Genomic DNA, 21399 nt, shown 5'->3' with positions numbered 1-21399 from the left:
CCAGGCCTGTTACTCCGCGGCGATGGCCGTGCCGTTCTCGTCGAGCTGCTCGACGGTGTTCAGCTCCACGTTCAGGCCCAGCGAGCGCATTTCCTTGACGAGCACGTTGAAGCTCTCCGGGATGCCCGCCTCGAACGTGTCGTCGCCCTTGACGATCGCCTCGTACACCTTGGTGCGGCCGACGACGTCGTCCGACTTCACCGTCAGCATTTCCTGCAACGTGTACGCCGCGCCGTAGGCTTGGAGCGCCCAGACCTCCATCTCGCCGAACCGCTGGCCGCCGAACTGGGCCTTGCCGCCCAGCGGCTGCTGGGTGACGAGGCTGTACGGCCCGATCGAGCGCGCGTGGATCTTGTCGTCGACCAGATGGTGCAGCTTGAGCATGTAGATGTATCCGACCGTCACCTTGCGATCGAACATCTCGCCGGTGCGACCGTCGAACAGATCGCTCTGTCCGCTCTCGTCCAGCCCGGCGCGGCGCAGCATCTCGGCCACGTCGGCCTCGCGGGCGCCGTCGAACACCGGCGTCGCCATCGGCACGCCGTTCTTCAGCACGCGCGCCATCTCGATGATCTGCTCGGCCGAACGGGCCTCGATCTCATCGTGATACTGCTCGCCGTACACCGTCTTCAGCCGCTCCACGACGGGGGTGGGCATGTCGCCCGCCACCGCGTTCGGATTGGCCTCGCGCCACTCCTCCAGCGCCTGCGTCACCTGCTGGCCGAGGCCGCGCGCGGCCCAGCCGAGGTGCGTCTCGAAGATCTGCCCCACGTTCATCCGCGACGGCACGCCGAGCGGGTTGAGCACGATATCCACCGGCGTCCCGTCGGCGAGGAACGGCATGTCCTCGTTCGGCAGGATGCGGCTGATGACGCCCTTGTTGCCGTGGCGCCCGGCCATCTTGTCGCCCGGCTGCAGCTTGCGCTTCACCGCGACGAACACCTTGACCATCTTGAGCACGCCCGGCGGCAGCTCGTCGCCGCGCTGCAGCTTCTCGACGCGATCCTCGAACCGCTTGACGATGACGTTGACCGCCTCGTCATACTGGCCCTTCACCGCTTCGAGATCGGCCTGGCGCGCGTCGTCCTGCACGGCGAACTTCCACCATTCGCGCTTGTCGATCGAGGTCAGCAGTTCCTCGTCGATCAGGCTGCCCTTGCGGACGCCCTTCGGCGCGGCGGTGGCCGTCTGGCCGAGCAGCATGTCCTTGAGGCGCGAGTAGTTCGCCCGGTTGAGGATGCCGCGCTCGTCTTCGCGGTCCTTGGTCAGCCGGTCGATCTCCTCGCGCTCGATCGCCATCGCGCGCTCGTCCTTGTCGATGCCGTGACGGTTGAAGACGCGCACGTCCACCACCGTGCCGGCCACGCCCGGCGGCAGGCGCAGCGACGTATCGCGCACGTCCGACGCCTTCTCGCCGAAGATGGCGCGGAGGAGCTTTTCCTCCGGCGTCATCGGGCTTTCGCCCTTCGGCGTGATCTTGCCGCACAGGATGTCGCCCGGCTCGACCTCGGCGCCGATGTAGACGATGCCCGCCTCGTCGAGGTTGCGCAGGGCCTCCTCGCCGACGTTCGGGATATCGCGGGTGATGTCCTCCGGCCCCAGCTTGGTGTCGCGGGCCATCACCTCGAACTCGTCGATATGGATCGACGTGAAGACGTCGTCCTTCACGATCCGCTCGGAAATGAGGATGGAATCCTCATAGTTGTAGCCGTTCCACGGCATGAACGCGACGAGGGTGTTGCGACCCAGCGCCAGCTCGCCGAACTCCGTCGACGGGCCGTCGGCGAGGATGTCGCCGGCCTGCACCACGTCGCCCACCTTCACCAGCGGGCGCTGGTTGATGCAGGTCGACTGGTTGGAGCGCTGGAACTTCATCAGCGTGTAGATATCCACGCCCGACTTGCCCGCGTCCGTCTCGCCGATCGCGCGGATCACGATGCGCGCGGCATCGACCTGATCGACGATACCTGCACGACGCGCGCCGATCGCGGCGCCGGAATCGCGCGCCACGGTCTCTTCCATGCCGGTGCCGACGAACGGCGCCTCGGCACGGACGAGCGGCACGGCCTGACGCTGCATGTTCGAGCCCATCAGCGCGCGGTTCGCGTCATCGTTCTCCAGGAACGGGATCAGCGAGGCGGCGACGGACACCAGCTGCTTGGGGCTGACGTCCATCAGCGTGATGTGCTCGCGCGGGGCGATCAGGAACTCGCCGGCCTCGCGGCTGGAGATCAGCTCCTCGACGAAGTGGCCCTCTGCATCCAGCTCGGCGTTGGCCTGCGCGATCGTGTGCTTGGCCTCCTCCATCGCCGACAGATAGACGACGTCCTGCGTCACCTTGTGGTCGATCACCTTGCGGTACGGCGTCTCGATGAAGCCGTACTTGTTCACCCGGCTGAACGACGCCAGCGAGTTGATGAGGCCGATGTTCGGGCCTTCCGGCGTCTCGATCGGGCAGATGCGGCCGTAATGCGTCGGGTGGACGTCGCGGACCTCGAAGCCCGCGCGCTCCCGCGTCAGGCCGCCCGGCCCGAGCGCCGACACGCGACGCTTGTGCGTCACTTCGGAGAGCGGATTGGTCTGATCCATGAACTGCGACAGCTGCGAGGAGCCGAAGAATTCACGCACCGCGGCCACCGCCGGCTTGGCGTTGATGAGGTCGTTCGGCATCACGGTGGAGACATCCACCGACGACATCCGCTCCTTCACCGCGCGCTCCATGCGAAGCAGGCCGACGCGGTACTGGTTCTCCAGCAACTCGCCCACCGAACGCACGCGGCGGTTGCCGAGATTGTCGATGTCGTCGATCTCGCCCTTGCCGTCCTTCAGGTTCACCAGCGTCTTGACGACCTCGAGGATGTCCTCGGCGCGCAGCGTGGTGACGGTGTCCTCGACGTCGAGGTCGAGGCGCATGTTCAGCTTCACGCGGCCCACGGCCGACAGGTCGTAGCGTTCCGGATCGAAGAACAGGCCGCCGAACAGCGCCTCGGCCGTCTCCTTCGTCGGCGGCTCGCCCGGGCGCATGACGCGGTAGATCTCGGACAGCGCGTGATCGCGGTCCTCCACCTTGTCCGCCTTCAGCGTGTTGCGGATCCACGGGCCGGTCGAGATGTGGTCGATGTCGAGCAGGTCGATCGACTCGATCCCGGCCTGGTCCAACGCCTCGAGGTTCTCGGGCGTCACTTCGTCGCCCGCCTCGATGTAGATGCGGCCCGTCGTCTCGTCGATCAGGTCGAACGCGGAATAGCGGCCGAAGATCTCCTCGGTGGGGATCAGCAGTGTCGACAGGCCGTCCTTGCCGGCCTTGTTGGCGGCACGGGGGCTGATCTTCTGGCCGGAGGCGAACACGACCTCGCCGCTCTCGCCGTTCACCACGTCGAAGCTGGGCTTCTGGCCACGCCAGTTCTCGGGGAGGAAGGGCACCTTCCAGCCGCCGTCGCCGCGCACGTAGGTGGCGGTCTTGTAGAACTGGTTGAGGATGTCCTCGCCGTTCAGGCCCAGCGCGTACAGCAGCGACGTGACCGGCAGCTTGCGCTTGCGATCGATGCGGACGTTGACGATGTCCTTGGCGTCGAACTCGAAATCGAGCCACGAGCCGCGATACGGAATCACGCGGGCGGCGAACAGATACTTGCCAGACGCATGGGTCTTGCCGCGATCATGATCGAACAGCACGCCCGGCGAGCGGTGCATCTGGCTGACGATCACGCGCTCGGTGCCGTTGACGATGAACGTGCCGTTCCCCGTCATCAGCGGCATGTCGCCCATGTAGACGTCCTGCTCCTTGATATCGAGCACGGAGCGGGTCTCGGTATCCTGATCGACTTCGAACACGATCAGGCGCAGCGTCACGCGCATCGGCGCCGCATAGGTGATGCCGCGCTGGCGGCACTCGTCGATGTCGTACTTCGGCTGTTCCAGCTCGTAGTTCACGAAATCAAGCTCGGCGGTGCCGGCGAAATCGCGGATCGGGAACACCGAGCGCAGGGTCTTCTCGAGGCCCGAGATATAGTCGTCCTCGGGCCGCGAGCGCAGGAACTGCTCGTAGCTTTCGCGCTGCACCTCAATCAGGTTCGGCATTTGCACGACTTCGTGGATGTTGCCGAAGACCTTGCGGATACGCTTCTTCGCGGTGCCGGCCCGGACGGGGGCCTGCTGTACGGGCTGGGACGCCATGCTTATTACCTCGCGCTCGTCAAATCCGTGCCGCCTCGCTGCGACGTGGGGCCTGTCCGCAAACTCTCGTCCACGAAAAAAAGTGCGGGTCCGGGCCATCGGAACCGCACTGCCTGCGCTGGGGTTTACCCGCCGTCGCCTTCAATTCGTCGCGATCCGAGCGCAACCCGGATCGTGTCCCGAAGGCGGGACGGGTGATTTCCGGTGCCTTTGGGGCATCACGGGAACCGTTTCGTATCTGCCATATAGGCCGACTGTTGGAGATTGGGAAGGGGCTTGACGCGGCCGCCCGTGCCGCCAGCCTGTCGGTGGCCGTCATGCCGGCGGCAGCCATGCGGTGGAGCTGCGAATGGATGTACACCGCCCGCTCCCGATGTCGGCCCCGGCATGAGCCGGATCTCGTGCATCATGGCCTCGCGCGGGGCTGCGTTTCCCGCCCGTCTCGCGATCGAATGCTATCGGCGGCAGAGCTGGGCCGATCGCGAGCTGATCGTCGTGTCGGCTGATCGCAATGCGGCGGTGGCGGGGCTGGTCGCCGCGCTGGGCGATCCCTCGATCCGCTTCATCGCCGCCCCGCCCGACACGCCCGTCGGTCCTCTGCGCAATCTCGGCATCGCGGCGGCGACGGGCGAGCTGATCGCGGTGTGGGACGATGACGACCTTTGCCATCCCGAACGGCTGGCATGGCAGCATGAGGCGATGGCGGCGCGGGATGCCGTCGCGTGCATGATCGGCCGGGTGCTGCTGTGGTGGCCCGAACGGCGACGGCTGGCGGCGGGCGCGTGGCGGACGTGGGAGAACAGCCTGCTCGCCCGGCGTGACGCGATGCCGGCCTATTCGGCCCGCCCGCGTGGCAGCGATACCGAGGTGGTCGATACGCTGCGGGCGCTGGGGCCGCCGGCGCTGGTGGAACGGCTGGACGCCTATCTCTACGTCGTCCACGGCGGCAACCTGTGGGGCGCGGACCATTTCGAGATGCTGTTCGCCAACGCCGCCGAGCTGGCCCCGGCCGATTATGACGCCGCGATCGCCGCGCTGGGCCGGCACATGCCGCTCACCGCCTGCCTGCGTGGTTACGGCCTGTCGGCACCCGCCTAGTGCGCGAGCAGCGTGGGGGCGTCGACGGTGAACTTGAAGCCCAGCACCAGCGCATCGCGCGCGTTGCGGCGGCGGAACGGATCGCCCAGCTGATCCGGGTTCACGATATACTGCACGTTGGGCGATATCCGCAGCGCGGGGGCGATCTGCGCGCCATAGGCCAGCTCCATCATATACTGGTGGCGCGGCAGATCGTCCGTCCGCGCACCGACCGAGGCCCGCGCCGCGCGCAGCCCGCGCAGGGCCAGATCGCTGAACCGCTGGTCGTTGACCATGAAGCCGATCGTATCCCGGTCCCGCCCGCGGAACGTGCCCGTCTGCAACAGCCCAAGTTCGAGGAAGCGCGTCTCGATCACCCGGCCGGACAGGTTCTTCATCGCCACGCCGAAGAGCGTGAGCCCGCGCTGCGAGTGGTCGTCCGGCCGCCAGACCATCTGGTCGAAGCGGACGAAGCCGCCGGCCCGGCCATGCCGCGTGAGGGCGGGCTGCCCGCTCAGCAGCGCGATGGCACCGGCCGCATCCACCAGCGGATCGGCATAGTCGCCGCGATCGATCCAGCCGCCGGCCTGATAATGGCGTGGCAGGCGATCGTTGGCGAAGTCGGTGCCGTAGCCCAGCTCGAACGGCACGATCACGCCGGTGGTGCCCTTGAAGCTGGCGGTGAAGCCGCTGTCGTTCGCCCGCTTGCGGCGCGGGTTCACCTCGTAGGCGCCGACGTGGAGATACAGCTTGTCGGTGAGATGCGCGGTCGCGTGCGCGCCCCAGCTGGAGGCGGGGAAGTAGGTGAAGTTGCTGGTCTTGAACACGAAGGTGGGGTTGCCGCACGCCGAGTTCGACTGGAAATGGCAATAGATCGGGGAGTTGAGGAAGGCGATGTTCGCCACCGTCTTGCCGGCCTCGATCTCCAGCCGGCCGCCCGCCAGTTTCTGCTGCCAGGTGAGGATGGCGAGGTGGGTGTTCTGCGTGCCGAACACCTCCTGCACCGAGGTGCTGGTGCCGATGCGGGTGGCGGCGAGGTTCTGCCCGTGGCGGTTGGTGACCGCCAGATGCACGGTGCCGCCCGCCACCCCGGCGATCCGCGCCATGTCCAGATCGGCGCCGAGGAACACCTGCCCGGTATAGGCCGCGCCCTGCCGCACCCCGCCGCTGGGGTTGGCCGCCGCCTCGCCGGTATAGTTCAGCAGCAGCGTGACGCCGTCCTTCTCGAACGGTTGAAACGGGCGCCGCGCCGGCGCGGCGGGAAGGATGCCGAGCGTGGTCGCGGCATCTTCGGCGCTGCCGGCGGACTGGTCCTGCGCCAACGCCGGGCCGGCCGCCAGCAAGGCCAGGGCGCAGGCCGCGCCATGCGTGATCGGGTGCATCGCCATCGCCCCGGTCAGGCCGTCGCCGGCAGCGGCTTCTTCACCAGCGCCAGCAGCAGCGCGCTCACGATCGTGCCCGCCACCAGCGCCACGACGTAGCCGAGCAGGTGGGTGACGGCGCCCGGGATCGGCAGCACGAACGCGCCGCCGTGCGGCACCTTCAGCTCGGCCCCCACCATCATCGAGATCGCGCCCGCCAGCCCCGATCCCGCCATCAGCGCCGGGATCACCCGTAACGGATCGCGCGCGGCGAAGGGGATCGCGCCTTCGCTCACGAAGGCGAGGCCCAGCACGGCGGCGGCGTTGCCCGCCTCTCGCTCGTCGGGGGTGAAGCGGTTGGCGAACAGCTTCGTCGCCAGTGCCAGTGCCAGCGGCGGCGTCATCCCGCCCACCATCGTGGCGGCCATCGGGGTATAGACCTGGCTGGCGATCAGCCCGACCGAAAAGGCATAGGCCGCCTTGTTGACCGGCCCGCCCATGTCGAACGCCATCATCGCCCCCAGCAGCAGGCCGAGGAACAGCGCGTTCGATCCGGTGAGGCTGCGCAGCCACGCGGTCAGCCATTCGAGGAGCGCCGCCACCGGCGTGCCGACCACGTAGATCATCACCAGCCCGGTCAGCAGCGTGCCCAGCACCGGCAGGATCAGCACCGGCTTCAGCCCCTCCAGCGTTTTGGGCAGGCGGATGGTACGCGACAGGAAATCGGTGCCGTACCCCGCGACGAACCCGGCCGCGATGCCGCCGATGAAGCCCGCGCCCAGGCTGGCGGCCAGCATCCCGCCGATCATGCCCGGTGCGATGCCGGGCCGGTCGGCGATGGAAAAGGCGATGTAGCCGGCAAGCGCGGGCACGATCAGCGCGAAGCCGCCCTTGGCCCCGATCTCGAACAGCGCGTGGGCGAAGGTGCCCTTCTGCGCGTCGTCGCCGGCGTAGATGCCGCCCAGCGCGAAGGCGAGCGCGATCAGCAGCCCGCCCGCCACCACGAACGGCAGCATGAACGACACGCCGGTCATCAGGTGCTTGTACGGCCCGGTGCGGCCGGCGGGGGCATCGGCGCCGGCTGCCGCGTCGGTGCTGCCGCCCTGCATCGTCGCCTCGGCGAAGGCGCGCCCGATCAACGCCTGCCCGCCGGTGATCGCCGGCTTGGTGTTGCTGGCGAACACGCGCTTGCCGGCGAAGCGGGCGCGATCCACCTCGCGGTCGGCGGCGATGATGACGATGTCGGCCGCCGCGATCTCGGCGGCCGTCAGCGCATCCTGCGCGCCGACCGAGCCTTGCGTTTCCACGCGGATCTCGTCGCCCAGCGCGGCGGCGGCGGCGGTCAGCCCCTCGGCCGCCATGAAGGTGTGGGCGATGCCGGTGGGGCAGGAGGTAATCGCCACGATCCGCCGTTTGCCCACAGGCGCGGGCGCCTCGGCGCCGCCGGGCACGGCCGCGAGCACGCCCTGCGGATCGGCCAGCACCTGTTCGATCGAGGCATGGTGGCGCGGCAGCCCGGCGAAGCGGGCGTCGGCGGTATCGGTGGCACCCACCAGCAGCAGGCGATCGCCCGCCGCCGGCGCCGTGCCGTCCGCCGGGGCGAGGATGCCGTCGGCGGTCCGCACCTCCACCTCGATCGCCTCGCTGCGTGCGGCGGCGGCATCGCGCAGCGCCTCGCCCGCCAGCACGCCCGCGACGCGGCTCGTACCGGCATCGATGCTGACCCGGATGGTGCTCATGCCTGCTCTCCCGCATCGGTTATCGTCACATCGTGCGCCAGCGCGTTCACCGTGCCGCGTTCGGGCAGGTTGGGGCCGGGGCGGCCCAGCTTGGCGACGGCGAAGGCGGTGCCGAGCCGGGCGATCCGCTCCAGCCCTGCACCTTCCTTGAGCGCGGCGGCGATCCCCGCCACCATCGCATCGCCTGCGCCCACCGTGCTGGCCAGCGCCCCCGCCGGCAGCCGCGCCACCAGCGCACCCTCGGCCGACAGGAACAGCGCGCCCTCCGCCCCCATCGAGACGACCACCAGCGCGATACCGCGCGCGTGGAGCGCCCGTGCCTCGGCCGCCACGTCGGCGATGCGGTCGAGCGGGCGGCCACGCCAGTCGGCCAGCTCGCGCCGGTTGGGCTTGATCGCATAGGGCGCCGCCGGCCCTTCCAGCGCGGCGGTGAGCGCCACGCCGCTGGCATCGAGCAGCAGCCGCGCACCGCGCGCCGAAAGCGTGGCGGCCAGCGTGGCGTAGTGATCGGGCGCGCAGCCCGGCGGCAGGCTGCCCGCCGCGATCACCAGCGTGCCGGGCGTGGCGGCCTCGGCCAGCGTGCGTTCCACCTCGGCCAGCGCCGCCGGGGGCACGACCGGGCCGGGCAGGTTGATGTCGGTCGTCTCGCCGGCATCGACCAGCTTGATGTTGGTCCGCGTCTCGCCGGCCACGCGCACCAGTCGGTCGGTGATCGGCTTGGCGGCGAACAGCGCATCGAACGCGGCGGGATTGTCCGCGCCGAGGATGCCGCAGGCCGTGACGGGCACGCCCCAGTCGGCGAGGCAGGAGGCGACGTTGATGCCCTTGCCGCCCGCGTCGCGCCGCACGGATTGCGCGCGGTGCACCTCGCCGCGCAGTAGCCGGTCCAGCATCACCGTCTGGTCGATCGCGGGGTTGAGCGTGAGCGTGACGACGGTCATGCACCGGCTCCCGTATCCAGCGCGCGCACCTCGGCGGCGCTTTCGGCCGCCAGCGCGCGTTCGACCAGCGCCTGAAGCGTGGCCATGTCCGTGCCCCGCAGCCGTGCCTTCACCGCCGGGATGTCGCGCGGCGTCATCGAGAGTTCGCCCACCCCCAGCCCGGTGAGCAGCGCCGCGCCGAACGGATCGCCGGCGATGCCGCCGCACACCCCCACCCAGCGGCCGTGCAGCTTCGCGCCCGCCACCGTCATGCGGATCAGGCGGAGGACGGCGGGGTGCAGGCTGTCCGCGTCGCCGGCCAGATCGGGGTTCTGGCGGTCTATCGCCAGCGCATATTGGGTGAGGTCGTTGGTGCCGATCGAGAAGAAATCGACGTGCGCCGCCAGCAGGTCGGCATTGATCGCGGCCGCCGGAACCTCGATCATGATGCCCACCGGCACCGTGGGGGCGTCGAGTTCGGCCCGGATCGCCTCGCACCGCGCCTTCAGCGCCGTCACCTCGTGCACCGAGGTAATCATCGGGAACATGATCGAGAGATCGCCGCCGACCTTCGCCGCGCGGTACAGCGCGCGCAGTTGCGGATCGAGCAGGTCGGGCCGGCGCAGCAGCAGCCGCGCGCCGCGCACGCCGAGGAACGGGTTCTCCTCGTGCGGCAGCTTCAGGTGCGCCACCTGCTTGTCCCCGCCGATATCCAGCGCGCGCACGATCAGCGGGCGGCCCTCCAGCGCGTCGATCATGCCGCGATAGGTTTCGTACTGTTCGTCCTCGGTGGGGGTGTCGCCGCGTTCGAGGAACAGGAACTCGGTCCGCATCAGCCCCACGCCCTCGCCGCCCTGTTGCAGCGCCAGCGGCACCTGATCGGGGCGGTTGACGTTGGCAGCGATGGCGATCTCGTGCCCGTCGCGCAGCGTGGCCGGTCGGCCACGCTCGGCCTCCTCGGTCGCGCGTTTGGCCGCCAGCGCATCGATCCAGTCGCGCGCGGCGGCGAGATCGGCGTCCGATGGATCGAGCCACAGCCGGCCGGCATCGCCATCGACGATCACGGTGGCCCCGTCCGCGACGTCGAGCAACCCGGCGCCGCCCGCCACCACGGCGGGCAGGCCCAGCGTGCGGGCAAGGATCGCGGTGTGCGAGGTCGGCCCGCCGAGCGCGGTGGCGAGGCCCGCCACCTTCGACACGTCGAGGCTGGCGGTATCGGACGGCGACAGGTCGGCGGCGACGACGATCGCCGGCCCCTCGGCGATGTCACCCAGCGACCGTCCGGCCAGCGCCGGATCGATCTGCGCCAGCACCCGCCGGCCGACATCGTGCAGGTCCGCCGCGCGCGCCGCCAGCACCGGGTTGCCCAGCGCGGAAAGCTGTCCGGCCATCCGCTCGATCGCCGCGTTCCAGCTCCACGCCACGCCGTGGCCGGCCACCATCAACTGGCAGGCCAGCGTGATGAGATCGGTATCGTCGAGCAGCCCGGCCTGCGCCTTGAAGATCGCCGCGTCGCCCGCGCCCAGCCGCCGCGCGGTGTCATCGACCAGCGCCTTCATCTGGAGGCGGGTGCGGGCGAGGGCATCCTCCAGCAGCGCCGCGCCGTCGCCGAGCGGGACGGGGCTGTCCGGAATCGCGGCATCCGCCTGCACCAGCAGATGCACCCGCCCGATCGCGAGGCCGGGACTTGCGGCGACGCCCTCGATCGCGGTGAGCGCACCGGCCGGCTGCCACCCGCGCACGGGGCGCTGCGCGGCGCGCTCTGCGGCGCGGGCGGCATCGGCTTTCTCCTGCGCGGAAAGCCCGGTGACGACGCCGAGGAAACGCCGCAGCGCCGCCGTCGCATCGTTCCCCGAAGCCGAGATGGTGACGGTATCGCCCGCCTTCAGCCCCAGTTGCAGCAGCGACACCAGCGCCCGCGCATCCGCCGCCTCGTCGCCGTGGCGGATGCGGATCGGCAGGCCGGCGGCGCGCGCGGCCTCCGCCCATGCGGAGGCGGGGCGGGCGTGGAGGCCGGCGGGATAGTCGATCGTCCATTCAAGGGTTTCGGCGAGGTCGGTCGCGGCGGTGGCGGGCGCGGGGGGCGCGCCGTCCTCGCTCAGCGCCGCCACGATCTCGGCCGGGTCGCCGGTGGCGATCAACGCCGCCAGCCGCGCCTCGTCCTGGATCAGCCGGGTGAGGCGGCGCAGGATGGCGATGTGCGCGTCCGATCGCGCGGCGATGCCCACGACGAGGCGGGCGACCTGCCCCGGGTTCCATTCCACCCCGCCCGGCACCTGCAACACGGCGATGCCGTCGCGCCGCACCAGCCCCTTGTCCTCGCCGAGGCCATGCGGGATCGCGACGCCACCGCCGAGGAAGGTGTTCGCCACCGCCTCGCGCCGCGCCATGCTCTCGACATAGCCCGCCTCGACGCAGCCCGCGGCGACGAGCAGCTGACCCGCCTCGCGGATCGCGGCGGCCTTGTCGGCGGGGGAGGCGGCGAGACGCACCAGTTCCTCGGGCAGCAGCCGCACGGGCGCAACGGTCGACATCTCACCTCTCCTTATTTGACCGTAAGAAAACGTTTTCACGGCGATTTGTCAAGCGGGCTGTCATGGTGTTAACATTGCCGGCAAGCAGAACGGGAAACGGTTTCTTGGGCACGATCGGCATCAGGGACGTGGCGAAGGCGGCGGGTGTATCGCCTGCCACCGTCTCGCGCACGCTGGCCGGGCGGGCGGTGGACCCGGCAATGCGTGCGGCGGTGGAGGCGGCGGTCAGGGAGACCGGCTACCGCCCCAACCTGGCCGCAAGGCGGCTGCGATCACGCGATACCGGCACGATCGGGCTGATCGTGGCCGATATCCGCAACCCGTTCTTCACCGCCATCGCCCGCGCGGTGGAGGAGGCGGCCTATGCGCGCGGCCTGCGCGTGATCCTGTGCAACACCGACGAGGACCCGGCGCGCGAGACGCTGTACCTGCGGCTGATGGAGGAGGAGCGCGTGACCGGCGTGATCCTGGCCCCCACGCGCGAGACGCCGGCGGTGCGCGCCGCCGATCTGGCGGTGCCGGTGGTGCTGATCGACCGCAGCCCGCCCGGCGGCGACCATGACGCGGTGCTGCTGGACAACCGCGCCGCCAGCACGATGCTGGTCGATCACCTCCATGCGCAGGGCTACACCCGCATCGCCGGGCTGTTCGGCGCGACGAGCATGACCGGGCACGAGCGCCGCGCAGGCTACCTCGCCGCGACCGCGCGGCTGGGGCTGGCGGCGGATGCGCGCGCCGTGCCGCATGGCCCGGGCGAGACGGAGGCGGTGGTGGCAGCGCTTCTGGCCCGCGCCGATCCGCCCGACGCGCTGATCGCCAGCAACGGCGTGATGCTGCTCTCGGTGATCCGCGCCCTGAACGCGGCGGGGGCGGGGCAGGCCGGGCCGGCGATCGCCGGCTTCGACAACGAGCCGTGGACCGAGGTCGTCTGCGGCGGCGTCACGCTGATCGAGCAGCCGGTGGAGCAGATCGGCGGCGAAGCGATGGCGATGTTGCTCGACCGGCTCCACCAGCCAGACGCATCCCGGCGGACGGTGATGCTGGGCGGCCGGCTGATCGTGCGCGGCTCCACCGCGCGGCGTGAATGAGATTCCACCTCCCGATCTGAAATGATATATTGTCTCTCCCGCCGGGCGTGGCTATCGCGGTGCCGCCGATCGCATCGGGTCGTTGCGGATGCGGCGATATAACATATTCAGGGATGTCCCCATGTTGCCTCTGCTCCTGATGTCCGCCGACGCCGTGATCGCCCCCGCCACGGCCGGCGACGCCGCCACCGCGTTCCATGCCGCTGCCCCCGCCGAGATCGTCGTGACCGCCCCCTACCAGCGCGACCGGGCAGACGTGCTCTCCGGCGTCGCGGTGTTGCAGGGCGCGGACCTGACCCGCGCGCTGCGCCCGACGATCGGCGAGACGCTGGCGCGCACCCCCGGCGTATCGGCCACCTCGTTCGGCCCCAACGCCTCGCGCCCCGTGCTGCGCGGTCTGCAAGGGGAGCGGGTGCGCGTGCTGACCGACGGCATCGGCTCGATCGACGTGTCGAACACCTCGGTCGATCATGCCGTGGCGATCAACCCCCTGCTCGCCGAGCGGGTGGAGGTGCTGCGCGGCCCGGCGGCGCTGCTCTACGGGTCGGCCGCGATCGGCGGTGTCGTCAACGTGCTGGACAAGCGCATCCCCCGCGCGGTGCCGGACGAGCCGATCCATGTCGATGCCATCGCCAGCTACGGCTCGGCGGCGGACGAGCGTTCGATCGGCGGCGCGGTGGACGTGCCAGTGTCTCGCACGATCGTGGTCCATGCCGACGGCAGCTACCTGAAGACGGACGACCTGCGGATCGGCGGCCCCGTGCTCTCGCGACAGGCGCGGGCGGATGCGCTGGCCTCGGCGGCGGCGGGTGCCTCCACCGGCGACATCGACTTCGCCGCCAACGCCGCGCTGAAGGACCGCCTGCCCAATTCGGCGAGCGAGACGTGGACCGCCGGCGTCGGCGCGGCGGTGATTACCGATGGCGGCAGCTTCGGCCTCGCCTACAGCCATTACGACAGCCTCTACGGCGTCCCCATCCGCTTCGCCACCGCGCCGGGCGAGGAGCAGGAGGCGCCCCGGCTCGACCTGAAGCAGAATCGCGTCGATGCCCGCGCCGAGGTGAATACCGGCGGCGGCCTGTTCCAGACGATCCGCGCCCGCTTCGGCTATGCCACCTACCGCCATTTCGAGCTGGAGGAGGACGGATCGGTCGGCACCGCCTTCTACAACAAGGGGATGGAGGGGCGGCTGGAGCTGGTGCAGGCCGATCGCGGCGCGTGGAAGGGCGCCAGCGGCGTGCAATATACCGCACGCGACTTCGACGTGGTGGGCGACGAGGCGTTCCTGCCGCGCAACCAGAGCCAGCAGGTCGGCTTCTTCACGCTCCAGCAGCTCGATTTCGGGCGGTTCAAGCTGGAGGCGGGCGGCCGCTACGAACATAGCGCGATCGAGGCGAAGCCGCTGGCGGGGCAGGGGCAGTTCTTCGACGGGAAGCGCCGGTTCGATGCGTATTCGGTGTCGGGCGGCGCCTCCTACGGGCTGTTCGACGGCTGGCGGCTGGGCGTGAACCTGTCCCGCACCGAGCGCGCGCCTTCGGCTGAGGAACTGTACGCCAACGGCCCGCACGCCGGCACCGAGGCGTACGAGATCGGCAACCCCGATTTCGCCAAGGAGCGGTCGGTGGGCGTGGAAACCGTGCTGCGCGGCAAGGGCGCCGGCTACACGTTCGAGGCGTCGGCCTATTACAACCGCTTCTCGAACTTCATCTACGAGGACCGCACCGGCGAGATCGAGGATGGCCTGCCGGTGTACCAGGGCCGCCAGGCCGACGCGCGCTATTATGGCGTGGAGGCGCAGGGATCGCTTGATCTGGCGCGGATCGGCGGCACGACGGTGACGGCGGACGCGCTGGGCGACTATGTCCACGCGCGCATTCTCGGCGTCGGCCCGGCGCCGCGCATCCCGCCGCTGCGGCTGCTCGGCGGGCTTGCCGCCAATGCCGAGAAGCTGGGCGGGCGCGTGGAGGTGGAATATAGCGCGAAGCAGGAGCGCGTCTCCGCGTTCGAGACGGAGACGGGCAGCTTCACCCTCGTCAACGCCTCGCTCGACATCCGGCCGTGGGGCACGGAGCGGCCGCTCAGCTTCGCGCTGTCGGCGAACAATATCTTCGACGTGAACGCCCGCCGCCACGCCAGCTTCCTCAAGGATTTCGCGCCGCTGGCCGGGCGCGACATCCGCGTGACCGCGCGCGCGAGTTTCTAGGCGGGCGCGGGTTGCCACCGGCGCGGCGCGGGGCTAATCCGCGCCGGTGTGATGGGTCCATAGCTCAGTTGGTAGAGCAACGGACTTTCGATGGGAGCCCGGCCGGGAAACCGGCCGCGGAAACAGGTGTCAAAGTCGGGGAACCCTCTGGTCAGCGATGGCCGTGGCAATCCCGAGCCAAGCCGGCCCCCGGGTCGGAAGGTGTAGAGGCCAGACGGCACCCACCGCAGCGCCACGGGCGGCGGTGAAGGGATGGTCCAGACCGACAAACGCCTCCCTGTGCGGGGGCGGCGCGGAAACGCGTAGCGGGATGTAATCTGTAGGCCTCGGGTTCGAGTCCCGATGGACCCACCACACGATCCTGCCGCCGAAGCCTGGCTTCGGGCGGCGGACAGGGAAGCGTGGCCGAGTGGTTGAAGGCACTGGTCTTGAAAACCAGCGACGGGGCAACCCGTTCGTGGGTTCGAATCCCACCGCTTCCGCCAGCGCCGCGCCGGAATGCGCGCGGCGAGCCGCCATGCCGGAAGCAACGCCCCCGCGATCATGAACGAAGTTTAATTGACGCCACGGCCGCGTGCCGCGCGTTTGCGCCGGACCTGATCTGATCCAGCACCATGGCGGACGAATGCACAAACCCTTGCCCGACCGGGCCGAACAGAAGCGCCTGGCCGCCGAAGCCGCCGTCGGTCAGGTCGCCGACGGCATGATCGTCGGCATCGGCACGGGTAGTACCGCCGCCTATGCCATCGCCGCGCTCGGCCGCCGGGTGGGCGAGGGGCTGCGGGTGACGGGGGTCGCGACCTCCCTCGCAACGGCGGCCGCCGCGCGGGCGGCGGGCATCGCGATCGTCGATCTGGCGCCGATCGACCGGATCGACCTGTGCATCGACGGCGTCGACGAGATCGACGCGGGGTTGCGGGCGATCAAGGGCGCCGGCGGCGCGATGTTGCGCGAGAAGATCGTCGCCGCCGCCGCCGACCGGATGATCGCGATCGCGGACGAGACCAAACGGGTCGGGCAACTGGGGCGGAAGCCGGTGCCGGTGGAGGTGCTGCCGATGGCGCAGGCGTTCGTCGTCCGTGAAATAGCACGGCTCGGCGGGGACGCTACGGTGCGGTGCGATCCAGCCGGCACTGCGGTACGGAGCGATCAGGGCAACATCATCATCGACGCGGCGTTCGGCGCGATCGCCGATCCCGCCGCGTTGGCGACTGCCCTTTCGACCGTTCCCGGCATCCTCGGGCATGGGCTGTTCCTGGTCGAGATCGACACGCTCTACCTCGGCACGGCCGACGGCGTCGTTACGGTCGATCGCGATCGGGAAAGCGGCGAGCCGCCCGCCGCTCGCATCCAACGCCCGGCGCGGTCGTTATGACCGTCGAACGATCATATCGGAGTTTCGCGATGAATGGCCAATCGACGGCGCCGACCCTCCACGAGGATGGGTCGGCCGGGCGCCTTGCGATCGACACGATCCGCACGCTGGCGATGGATGCGGTGCAAAAGGCCAATTCCGGCCACCCCGGCACACCGATGGCGCTGGCGCCGGTGGGCCATACCCTGTGGCACGATTATCTGCGCTACGACCCGACGACGCCGGACTGGCCGAACCGCGATCGCTTCGTGCTGTCGGTCGGCCATGCCTCGATGCTGCTCTACGCGCTGCTGCATCTTGCCGGCGTGGAGGAAATCGATGCCGACGGCCGCAAGACCGGCGAGCCCGCCGTCAGCCTCGACGACATCAGGCAGTTCCGGCAGCTCGGTTCCAAGACGCCGGGCCATCCCGAATATCGCATGACGACCGGAGTGGAGACGACGACCGGCCCGCTGGGGCAGGGGTGCGGCAACTCGGTCGGCATGGCGATCGCCGAACGGGCGCTGGCCGCCCGCTTCAACCGCGACGGCTTCCCGCTGTTCGACCACGATGTCTACGTGCTGTGCGGCGATGGCGACATGATGGAGGGCGTCTCGGGCGAGGCGGCCTCGATCGCCGGGCACCTTGCCCTGTCCAACCTGTGCTGGATCTACGACAGCAACTCGATCTCGATCGAGGGATCGACCGATCTCGCCTTTACCGAGGATGTGGGCAAGCGGTTCGAGGCGTACGGCTGGAACGTCATTCATGTCGACGATGCCAACGATACGCGTGCCGTCGCGGCGGCGCTGGACGCGTTCAAGGCGACGGCCGACCGGCCGACCTTCATCGTCGTGCGATCGGTGATCGGCTACGGTTCCCCGCGCGCCGGCAGCGAGAAGGCGCATGGCGAGGCGCTGGGTGCGGAGAATGTCGCGGCGACCAAGAAGGCCTACGGCTGGCCCGAGGACGCGCAGTTCCTCGTCCCCGACGGGGTGAAGGAAGGGTTCACGGCGGCGCTGTCCGGGCGCGGCCAGCCGCTGCGCGAGCAGTGGGAGGCCATGTTCAAGCGCTACGCCGCGGACTTCCCGACCGAAGCGGCCGAGTTCGACCTGCTGCGGCAGGGCAAGATGGCGGAGGGCTGGGATGCCGACGTGCCGGTATTCCCTGCCGACGCCAAGGGCATCGCCTCGCGCGAGGCGGGCGGCAAGGTGCTGAACGCGATCGCGCCGCACGTGCCGATGCTGATGGGCGGCGCCGCCGATCTCTCGCCCTCGACCAAGACGAACCTGACGTTCGACGGCGCGGGATCGTTCGAGCCGGGGGATTACAGCGGCCGCAATATGCACTTCGGCGTGCGCGAACATGCGATGGGGTCGATCGCCAACGGCATGGCGCTCACCTATCTGCGGTCGTACACCGGCACGTTCCTCGTGTTCGCGGACTACATGCGCGCGCCGATCCGCCTCGCCGCGATCATGGAGGTGCCGGTCGTCTTCGTGTTCACCCACGATTCGATCGGGGTGGGCGAGGATGGCCCGACGCACCAGCCGATCGAGCATCTGGCGACGTTGCGCGCCATTCCCGGCCTCGACACGATCCGCCCCGGCGACGCCAACGAAACCGCCGAGGCGTGGAAGGTGGCGCTGACCCATACCAGCGAGCCGACCGCGCTCATCCTCTCGCGTCAGGCGCTGCCGACGATCGATCGCGGCACCTATGCCCCGGCGGCGGGGCTGGCGAAGGGCGCCTACATCCTCGCCGATGCGGCCGATGGCGATCCCGAGGTCATCCTGATCGGCACCGGCAGCGAGGTGTCGCTGGTGGTGGCGGCCCACGAGAAGCTGGCCGCGCAGGGCGTGCGTTCGCGCGTGGTGTCGATGCCGAGCTGGTATCTGTTCGAGAAGCAGGATGCCGCCTACCGCGACAGCGTGTTCCCGCCGGCGGTGAAGGCGCGGCTGGCCGTGGAGCAGGCCGGGTCGCTCGGCTGGGATCGCTATGTCGGCCATGACGGCGCGACGATCACCATGTCCACCTTCGGCGCCTCCGCGCCGCTCGCCAAGCTTCAGGAAAAGTTCGGCTTCACCACCGACAACATCATCGAGGTCGCGCGCGGCCTGATCGAGAAGGCAAAGTGATGACCAGCAGGCTGCAACAGCTTCACGAGGCGGGCCAGGCGGTCTGGCTCGATTTCGTCGATCGCAAATTTTTGAAGGCAGACGGGCTGAAGAAGCTGGTCGCCGAGGACGGGCTGACCGGCGTCACTTCCAACCCGTCGATCTTCGAGAAGGCCATGGGATCGGGCGAAGCCTATGACGAGGGGTTCAACGCCTTCCTCGGCAAGGCCGACGCGAGCGTGACCGATACTTACGAGGCGCAGGCGATCGCCGATATCCAGGGCGCGGCGGACGACCTGCGGCCGGTGTACGACCGGCTCGACGGCCGCGATGGCTATGTCAGCCTCGAGGTCTCGCCCTATCTCGCCAACGATACGGACGCCACGATCGCCGAAGCGCGGCGGCTGTGGGCGGCGGTCGACCGGCCGAACCTGATGGTCAAGGTGCCCGGCACCGATGCCGGCACGCCTGCGATCCGCCGGCTGATCGCGAACGGGATCAACATCAACGTCACGCTGCTGTTCTCGCAGGATGCGTATCAGGCGGTGGCCGAGGCGTTCATCGCCGGGCTGGAAAAGCGCGTGAAGGAGGGGGCGCCGATCGATCGGATCGCCAGCGTCGCCAGCTTCTTCGTCAGCCGCATCGATGCGCAGATCGACAAGGCGATCGATACGCGGATGGAGGCCGGCGACCCCGAGGCGGACGCGTTGAAGGCGATCCGAGGCAAGGTGGCGATCGCCAACGCCAAACTGGCCTACGTCCATTATCAGGAGCTGATCGCCGGCGATCGCTGGCAGGCGCTTGCGGCGAAGGGTGCGATGCCGCAGCGGCTGCTGTGGGCGTCGACCGGCACCAAGGATCCGGCCTACCCGGATACGCTCTACATCGACACGCTGATCGGCCGCGATACGGTCAACACGATGCCGCCCAAGACGATGGACGCCTTCCGCGACCACGGCACCGTCGCGGAGACGCTGACCGGCGACATCGAGGGCGCGCGGCACGTGCTGGCCGAGGCGCGGCGGCTGGGTCTGGATCTCGGGCAGGTGACGGCCGATCTCGTCGGGTCCGGCGTCACTCAGTTCGCGGACGCCGCCGATCAGCTGCTCGGCGCGGTGGCGGGAAAGCGCAACGCATTCCTCGGCGATCGGCTGAACGGCATGACCGCGCAGCTGCCCGCATCGCTCGACAAGGCGGTCGAGGCGCGTCTGGAAACGGCGCGGGCGGACGCCTGGTCGCGGCGGCTATGGGCCGGTGACGCGGGCCTGTGGACCGGCGGGGACGAGGCGAAATGGCTCGGCTGGCTGGCCGCCGCGAAGGGCGAACAGGTCGATCAGGCGGCACTTGCCACGTTTGGCGAAAAAGCCAGGAGCTACAAGGATGCGGTGCTGCTCGGCATGGGCGGATCGAGCCTTGGGCCGGAGGTGCTGTCGCTGATCCTCGGTTCGGCGGCGGGCTCGCCGAAGCTGCATGTGCTCGACACCACCGATCCGGGGCAGATCGCGACGGTGCTGGCGGCGATCGACCCGGCGGGGACCCTGTTCATCGTCTCGTCCAAATCCGGATCGACGATGGAGCCGGAACTGCTGCGCGCCTTCTTCTTCGAGAAGGCGGGCGGGCAGGGGGCGCATTTCGTCGCCGTGACCGATCCCGGATCGCATCTGGAGAAGACGGCGGCCAGGGACGGGTTCGCGGCGGTCTTCGCCGGTGATCCGGCGATCGGCGGGCGCTATTCGGTGCTGTCGGCGTTCGGCATGGTGCCGGCGGCGGCGATGGGAATAGACGTGGCGGCCTTCTACACGGCGACGGCGCCGATGGTGTTCGCCTGCGGCCCCGATGCGCCGCCTGCGGCCAATCCCGGCGTGCGGCTGGGCGCCATCCTCGGCGAGGCGGCGGCGATCGGGCGCGACAAGCTGACGATCGTGCCGTCCGCCGGGCTGGCACCCTTCGGTGCATGGCTGGAGCAGTTGATCGCCGAATCCACCGGCAAGCAGGGCAAGGGCATTGTGCCCGTCGATCTGGAGCCGGTCGGCACGCCGGAAAGCTACGGCACCGACCGGGTTTTCGTCCATCTGCATCTTGCGGGTGACGAGGACGACGGGCTGGAGACGAAGCTGAAGGCGCTGGCGGCGGCCGGCCATCCGCTCGTCTCGATCAGCGTCGCCTCGCGCGAGTTGATCGGGCAGGAATTCTTCCGCTGGGAGATCGCCACCGCGGTCGCCGGGGCGGTGATCGGGATCGATCCGTTCAACCAGCCCGATGTGGAGGATGCCAAGATCGCGACCCGCAAGCTGGTCGACGCCTATGAGAAATCGGGCGCGCTCGAACCCGAGACACCGCTCTACGAGGATGCCGAGATCGCCATCTTCGCCGCCGGGGACGCCTCGCTGGCGCCGACCGACCCGGTGGCGATCCTGTCCGCGCGGCTCGCGGGGCTGGGCGCCGGGGATTATCTCGGCATCCTCGCCTATGTCGAGCGCGACGCGGCGCACGAGGCGGCGATCGCGCGCATCCGCACCGCGATCCGCGATGCCAGAGCAGTGGCGACCGTCGCGGGCTTCGGTCCGCGCTTCCTCCACTCGACCGGGCAGGCCTACAAGGGTGGCCCGGCGACCGGCATGTTCATCGAGGTGACGCGCGATCCCGATCCTGATCTGGCGATCCCGCATCACCGTGCCAGCTTCGGCACGGTGCAGCTGGCGCAGGCGCGCGGCGATCTCGACGTGCTTGCCGCGCGTGGCCAGCGGGTGCTGCGCATCCATCTGAAGCATGGCGATCTCGCGCGTCTCGAGACGCTCGTCACCGCCGCCCTCAACGCCTGAAACCGGAG

Annotated in this window: 11 protein-coding genes and 1 tRNA gene; 7 read left to right on the top strand and 5 right to left on the bottom strand. The window is 69.7% G+C overall.

Annotation, left to right across the window (positions count from 1 at the left end; all coding sequences use genetic code 11):
• Positions 1–9: 9 nt before the first annotated feature.
• Positions 10–4176, bottom strand: a complete 4167-nt coding sequence (gene rpoB, locus FOY91_RS08045) for a DNA-directed RNA polymerase subunit beta (protein ID WP_145149894.1) — start codon at positions 4174–4176, stop codon at positions 10–12.
• A 387-nt stretch (positions 4177–4563) separates the two neighbouring features.
• Between rpoB and FOY91_RS08040 the strand changes: the two genes are divergently transcribed.
• Positions 4564–5274, top strand: coding sequence for a glycosyltransferase family 2 protein (locus tag FOY91_RS08040; protein ID WP_145149892.1), 711 nt, complete (start codon positions 4564–4566; stop codon positions 5272–5274).
• Here FOY91_RS08040 and FOY91_RS08035 read toward each other — a convergent pair.
• From FOY91_RS08035 to ptsP, 4 genes are read right to left on the bottom strand one after another with little or no spacing between them, the layout of a single operon-like run.
• Positions 5271–6635, bottom strand: a complete 1365-nt coding sequence (locus FOY91_RS08035; RefSeq protein WP_145149890.1) for a carbohydrate porin — start codon at positions 6633–6635, stop codon at positions 5271–5273. The two genes, FOY91_RS08040 and FOY91_RS08035, sit on opposite strands and share 4 nt — an antisense overlap.
• A 14-nt stretch (positions 6636–6649) precedes the next feature.
• The gene (locus tag FOY91_RS08030; protein ID WP_145149888.1) at positions 6650–8353 is read right to left on the bottom strand and encodes a fructose-specific PTS transporter subunit EIIC; all 1704 of its coding nucleotides are present in this window, start codon (positions 8351–8353) and stop codon (positions 6650–6652) included.
• On the bottom strand, positions 8350–9294 hold the full coding sequence (gene pfkB, locus FOY91_RS08025) for a 1-phosphofructokinase (RefSeq protein ID WP_145149886.1): 945 nt from the start codon (positions 9292–9294) through the stop codon (positions 8350–8352). The genes FOY91_RS08030 and pfkB overlap by 4 nt, the downstream gene beginning before the upstream one ends.
• Positions 9291–11807 carry a phosphoenolpyruvate--protein phosphotransferase gene (gene ptsP / locus FOY91_RS08020; RefSeq protein WP_145149883.1) on the bottom strand — a complete coding sequence of 839 codons (2517 nt, stop codon included), beginning with the start codon at positions 11805–11807 and terminating at the stop codon, positions 9291–9293. Before ptsP ends, pfkB begins: the two co-directional genes overlap by 4 nt.
• A 104-nt stretch (positions 11808–11911) precedes the next feature.
• Here ptsP and FOY91_RS08015 point away from each other — a divergent pair, with 104 nt between their 5' ends.
• The 6 genes from FOY91_RS08015 (at position 11912) to FOY91_RS07990 (ending at position 21391) form a co-directional block, all read left to right on the top strand.
• Positions 11912–12895 carry a LacI family DNA-binding transcriptional regulator gene (locus tag FOY91_RS08015; RefSeq protein WP_238995301.1) on the top strand — a complete coding sequence of 328 codons (984 nt, stop codon included), beginning with the start codon at positions 11912–11914 and terminating at the stop codon, positions 12893–12895.
• Between the two features lie 121 nt (positions 12896–13016).
• Positions 13017–15098 (top strand): TonB-dependent receptor, encoded by a 2082-nt coding sequence (locus FOY91_RS08010; RefSeq protein WP_145149879.1) that lies wholly within the window; start codon positions 13017–13019, stop codon positions 15096–15098.
• Between the two features lie 395 nt (positions 15099–15493).
• Positions 15494–15583: transfer RNA gene (locus FOY91_RS08005), tRNA-Ser, on the top strand.
• A 140-nt stretch (positions 15584–15723) separates the two neighbouring features.
• The gene (gene rpiA, locus FOY91_RS08000; RefSeq protein WP_145149877.1) at positions 15724–16473 is read left to right on the top strand and encodes a ribose-5-phosphate isomerase RpiA; all 750 of its coding nucleotides are present in this window, start codon (positions 15724–15726) and stop codon (positions 16471–16473) included.
• Between the two features lie 29 nt (positions 16474–16502).
• Positions 16503–18590 (top strand): transketolase, encoded by a 2088-nt coding sequence (gene tkt / locus FOY91_RS07995; RefSeq protein WP_145149876.1) that lies wholly within the window; start codon positions 16503–16505, stop codon positions 18588–18590.
• Entirely contained in the window at positions 18590–21391 is a 2802-nt protein-coding gene (locus FOY91_RS07990; RefSeq protein WP_145149874.1) for a bifunctional transaldolase/phosoglucose isomerase, read from the top strand. The genes tkt and FOY91_RS07990 overlap by 1 nt, the downstream gene beginning before the upstream one ends.
• Positions 21392–21399: the final 8 nt, after the last annotated feature.

The organism is Alterirhizorhabdus solaris, from assembly GCF_007785815.1.
GTDB lineage: Bacteria > Pseudomonadota > Alphaproteobacteria > Sphingomonadales > Sphingomonadaceae > Alterirhizorhabdus > Alterirhizorhabdus solaris.
Note: the sequence above shows the minus strand (reverse complement) of the source record. Positions and strands in the feature narration are given on the sequence as shown.

Bases quoted from the DNA above. Each gene is read 5' to 3' on its own strand.
- FOY91_RS08010 (WP_145149879.1), top strand. From the start codon at position 13,017: ATGTTGCCTCTGCTCCTGATGTCCGCCGACGCCGTGATCGCCCCCGCC.
- pfkB (WP_145149886.1), bottom strand. From the start codon at position 9,294: ATGACCGTCGTCACGCTCACGCTCAACCCCGCGATCGACCAGACGGTG.
- FOY91_RS07990 (WP_145149874.1), top strand. From the start codon at position 18,590: ATGACCAGCAGGCTGCAACAGCTTCACGAGGCGGGCCAGGCGGTCTGG.
- tkt (WP_145149876.1), top strand. From the start codon at position 16,503: ATGAATGGCCAATCGACGGCGCCGACCCTCCACGAGGATGGGTCGGCC.
- ptsP (WP_145149883.1), bottom strand. From the start codon at position 11,807: ATGTCGACCGTTGCGCCCGTGCGGCTGCTGCCCGAGGAACTGGTGCGT.
- FOY91_RS08030 (WP_145149888.1), bottom strand. From the start codon at position 8,353: ATGAGCACCATCCGGGTCAGCATCGATGCCGGTACGAGCCGCGTCGCG.
- rpoB (WP_145149894.1), bottom strand. From the start codon at position 4,176: ATGGCGTCCCAGCCCGTACAGCAGGCCCCCGTCCGGGCCGGCACCGCG.
- FOY91_RS08040 (WP_145149892.1), top strand. From the start codon at position 4,564: ATGAGCCGGATCTCGTGCATCATGGCCTCGCGCGGGGCTGCGTTTCCC.
- FOY91_RS08035 (WP_145149890.1), bottom strand. From the start codon at position 6,635: ATGCACCCGATCACGCATGGCGCGGCCTGCGCCCTGGCCTTGCTGGCG.
- rpiA (WP_145149877.1), top strand. From the start codon at position 15,724: ATGCACAAACCCTTGCCCGACCGGGCCGAACAGAAGCGCCTGGCCGCC.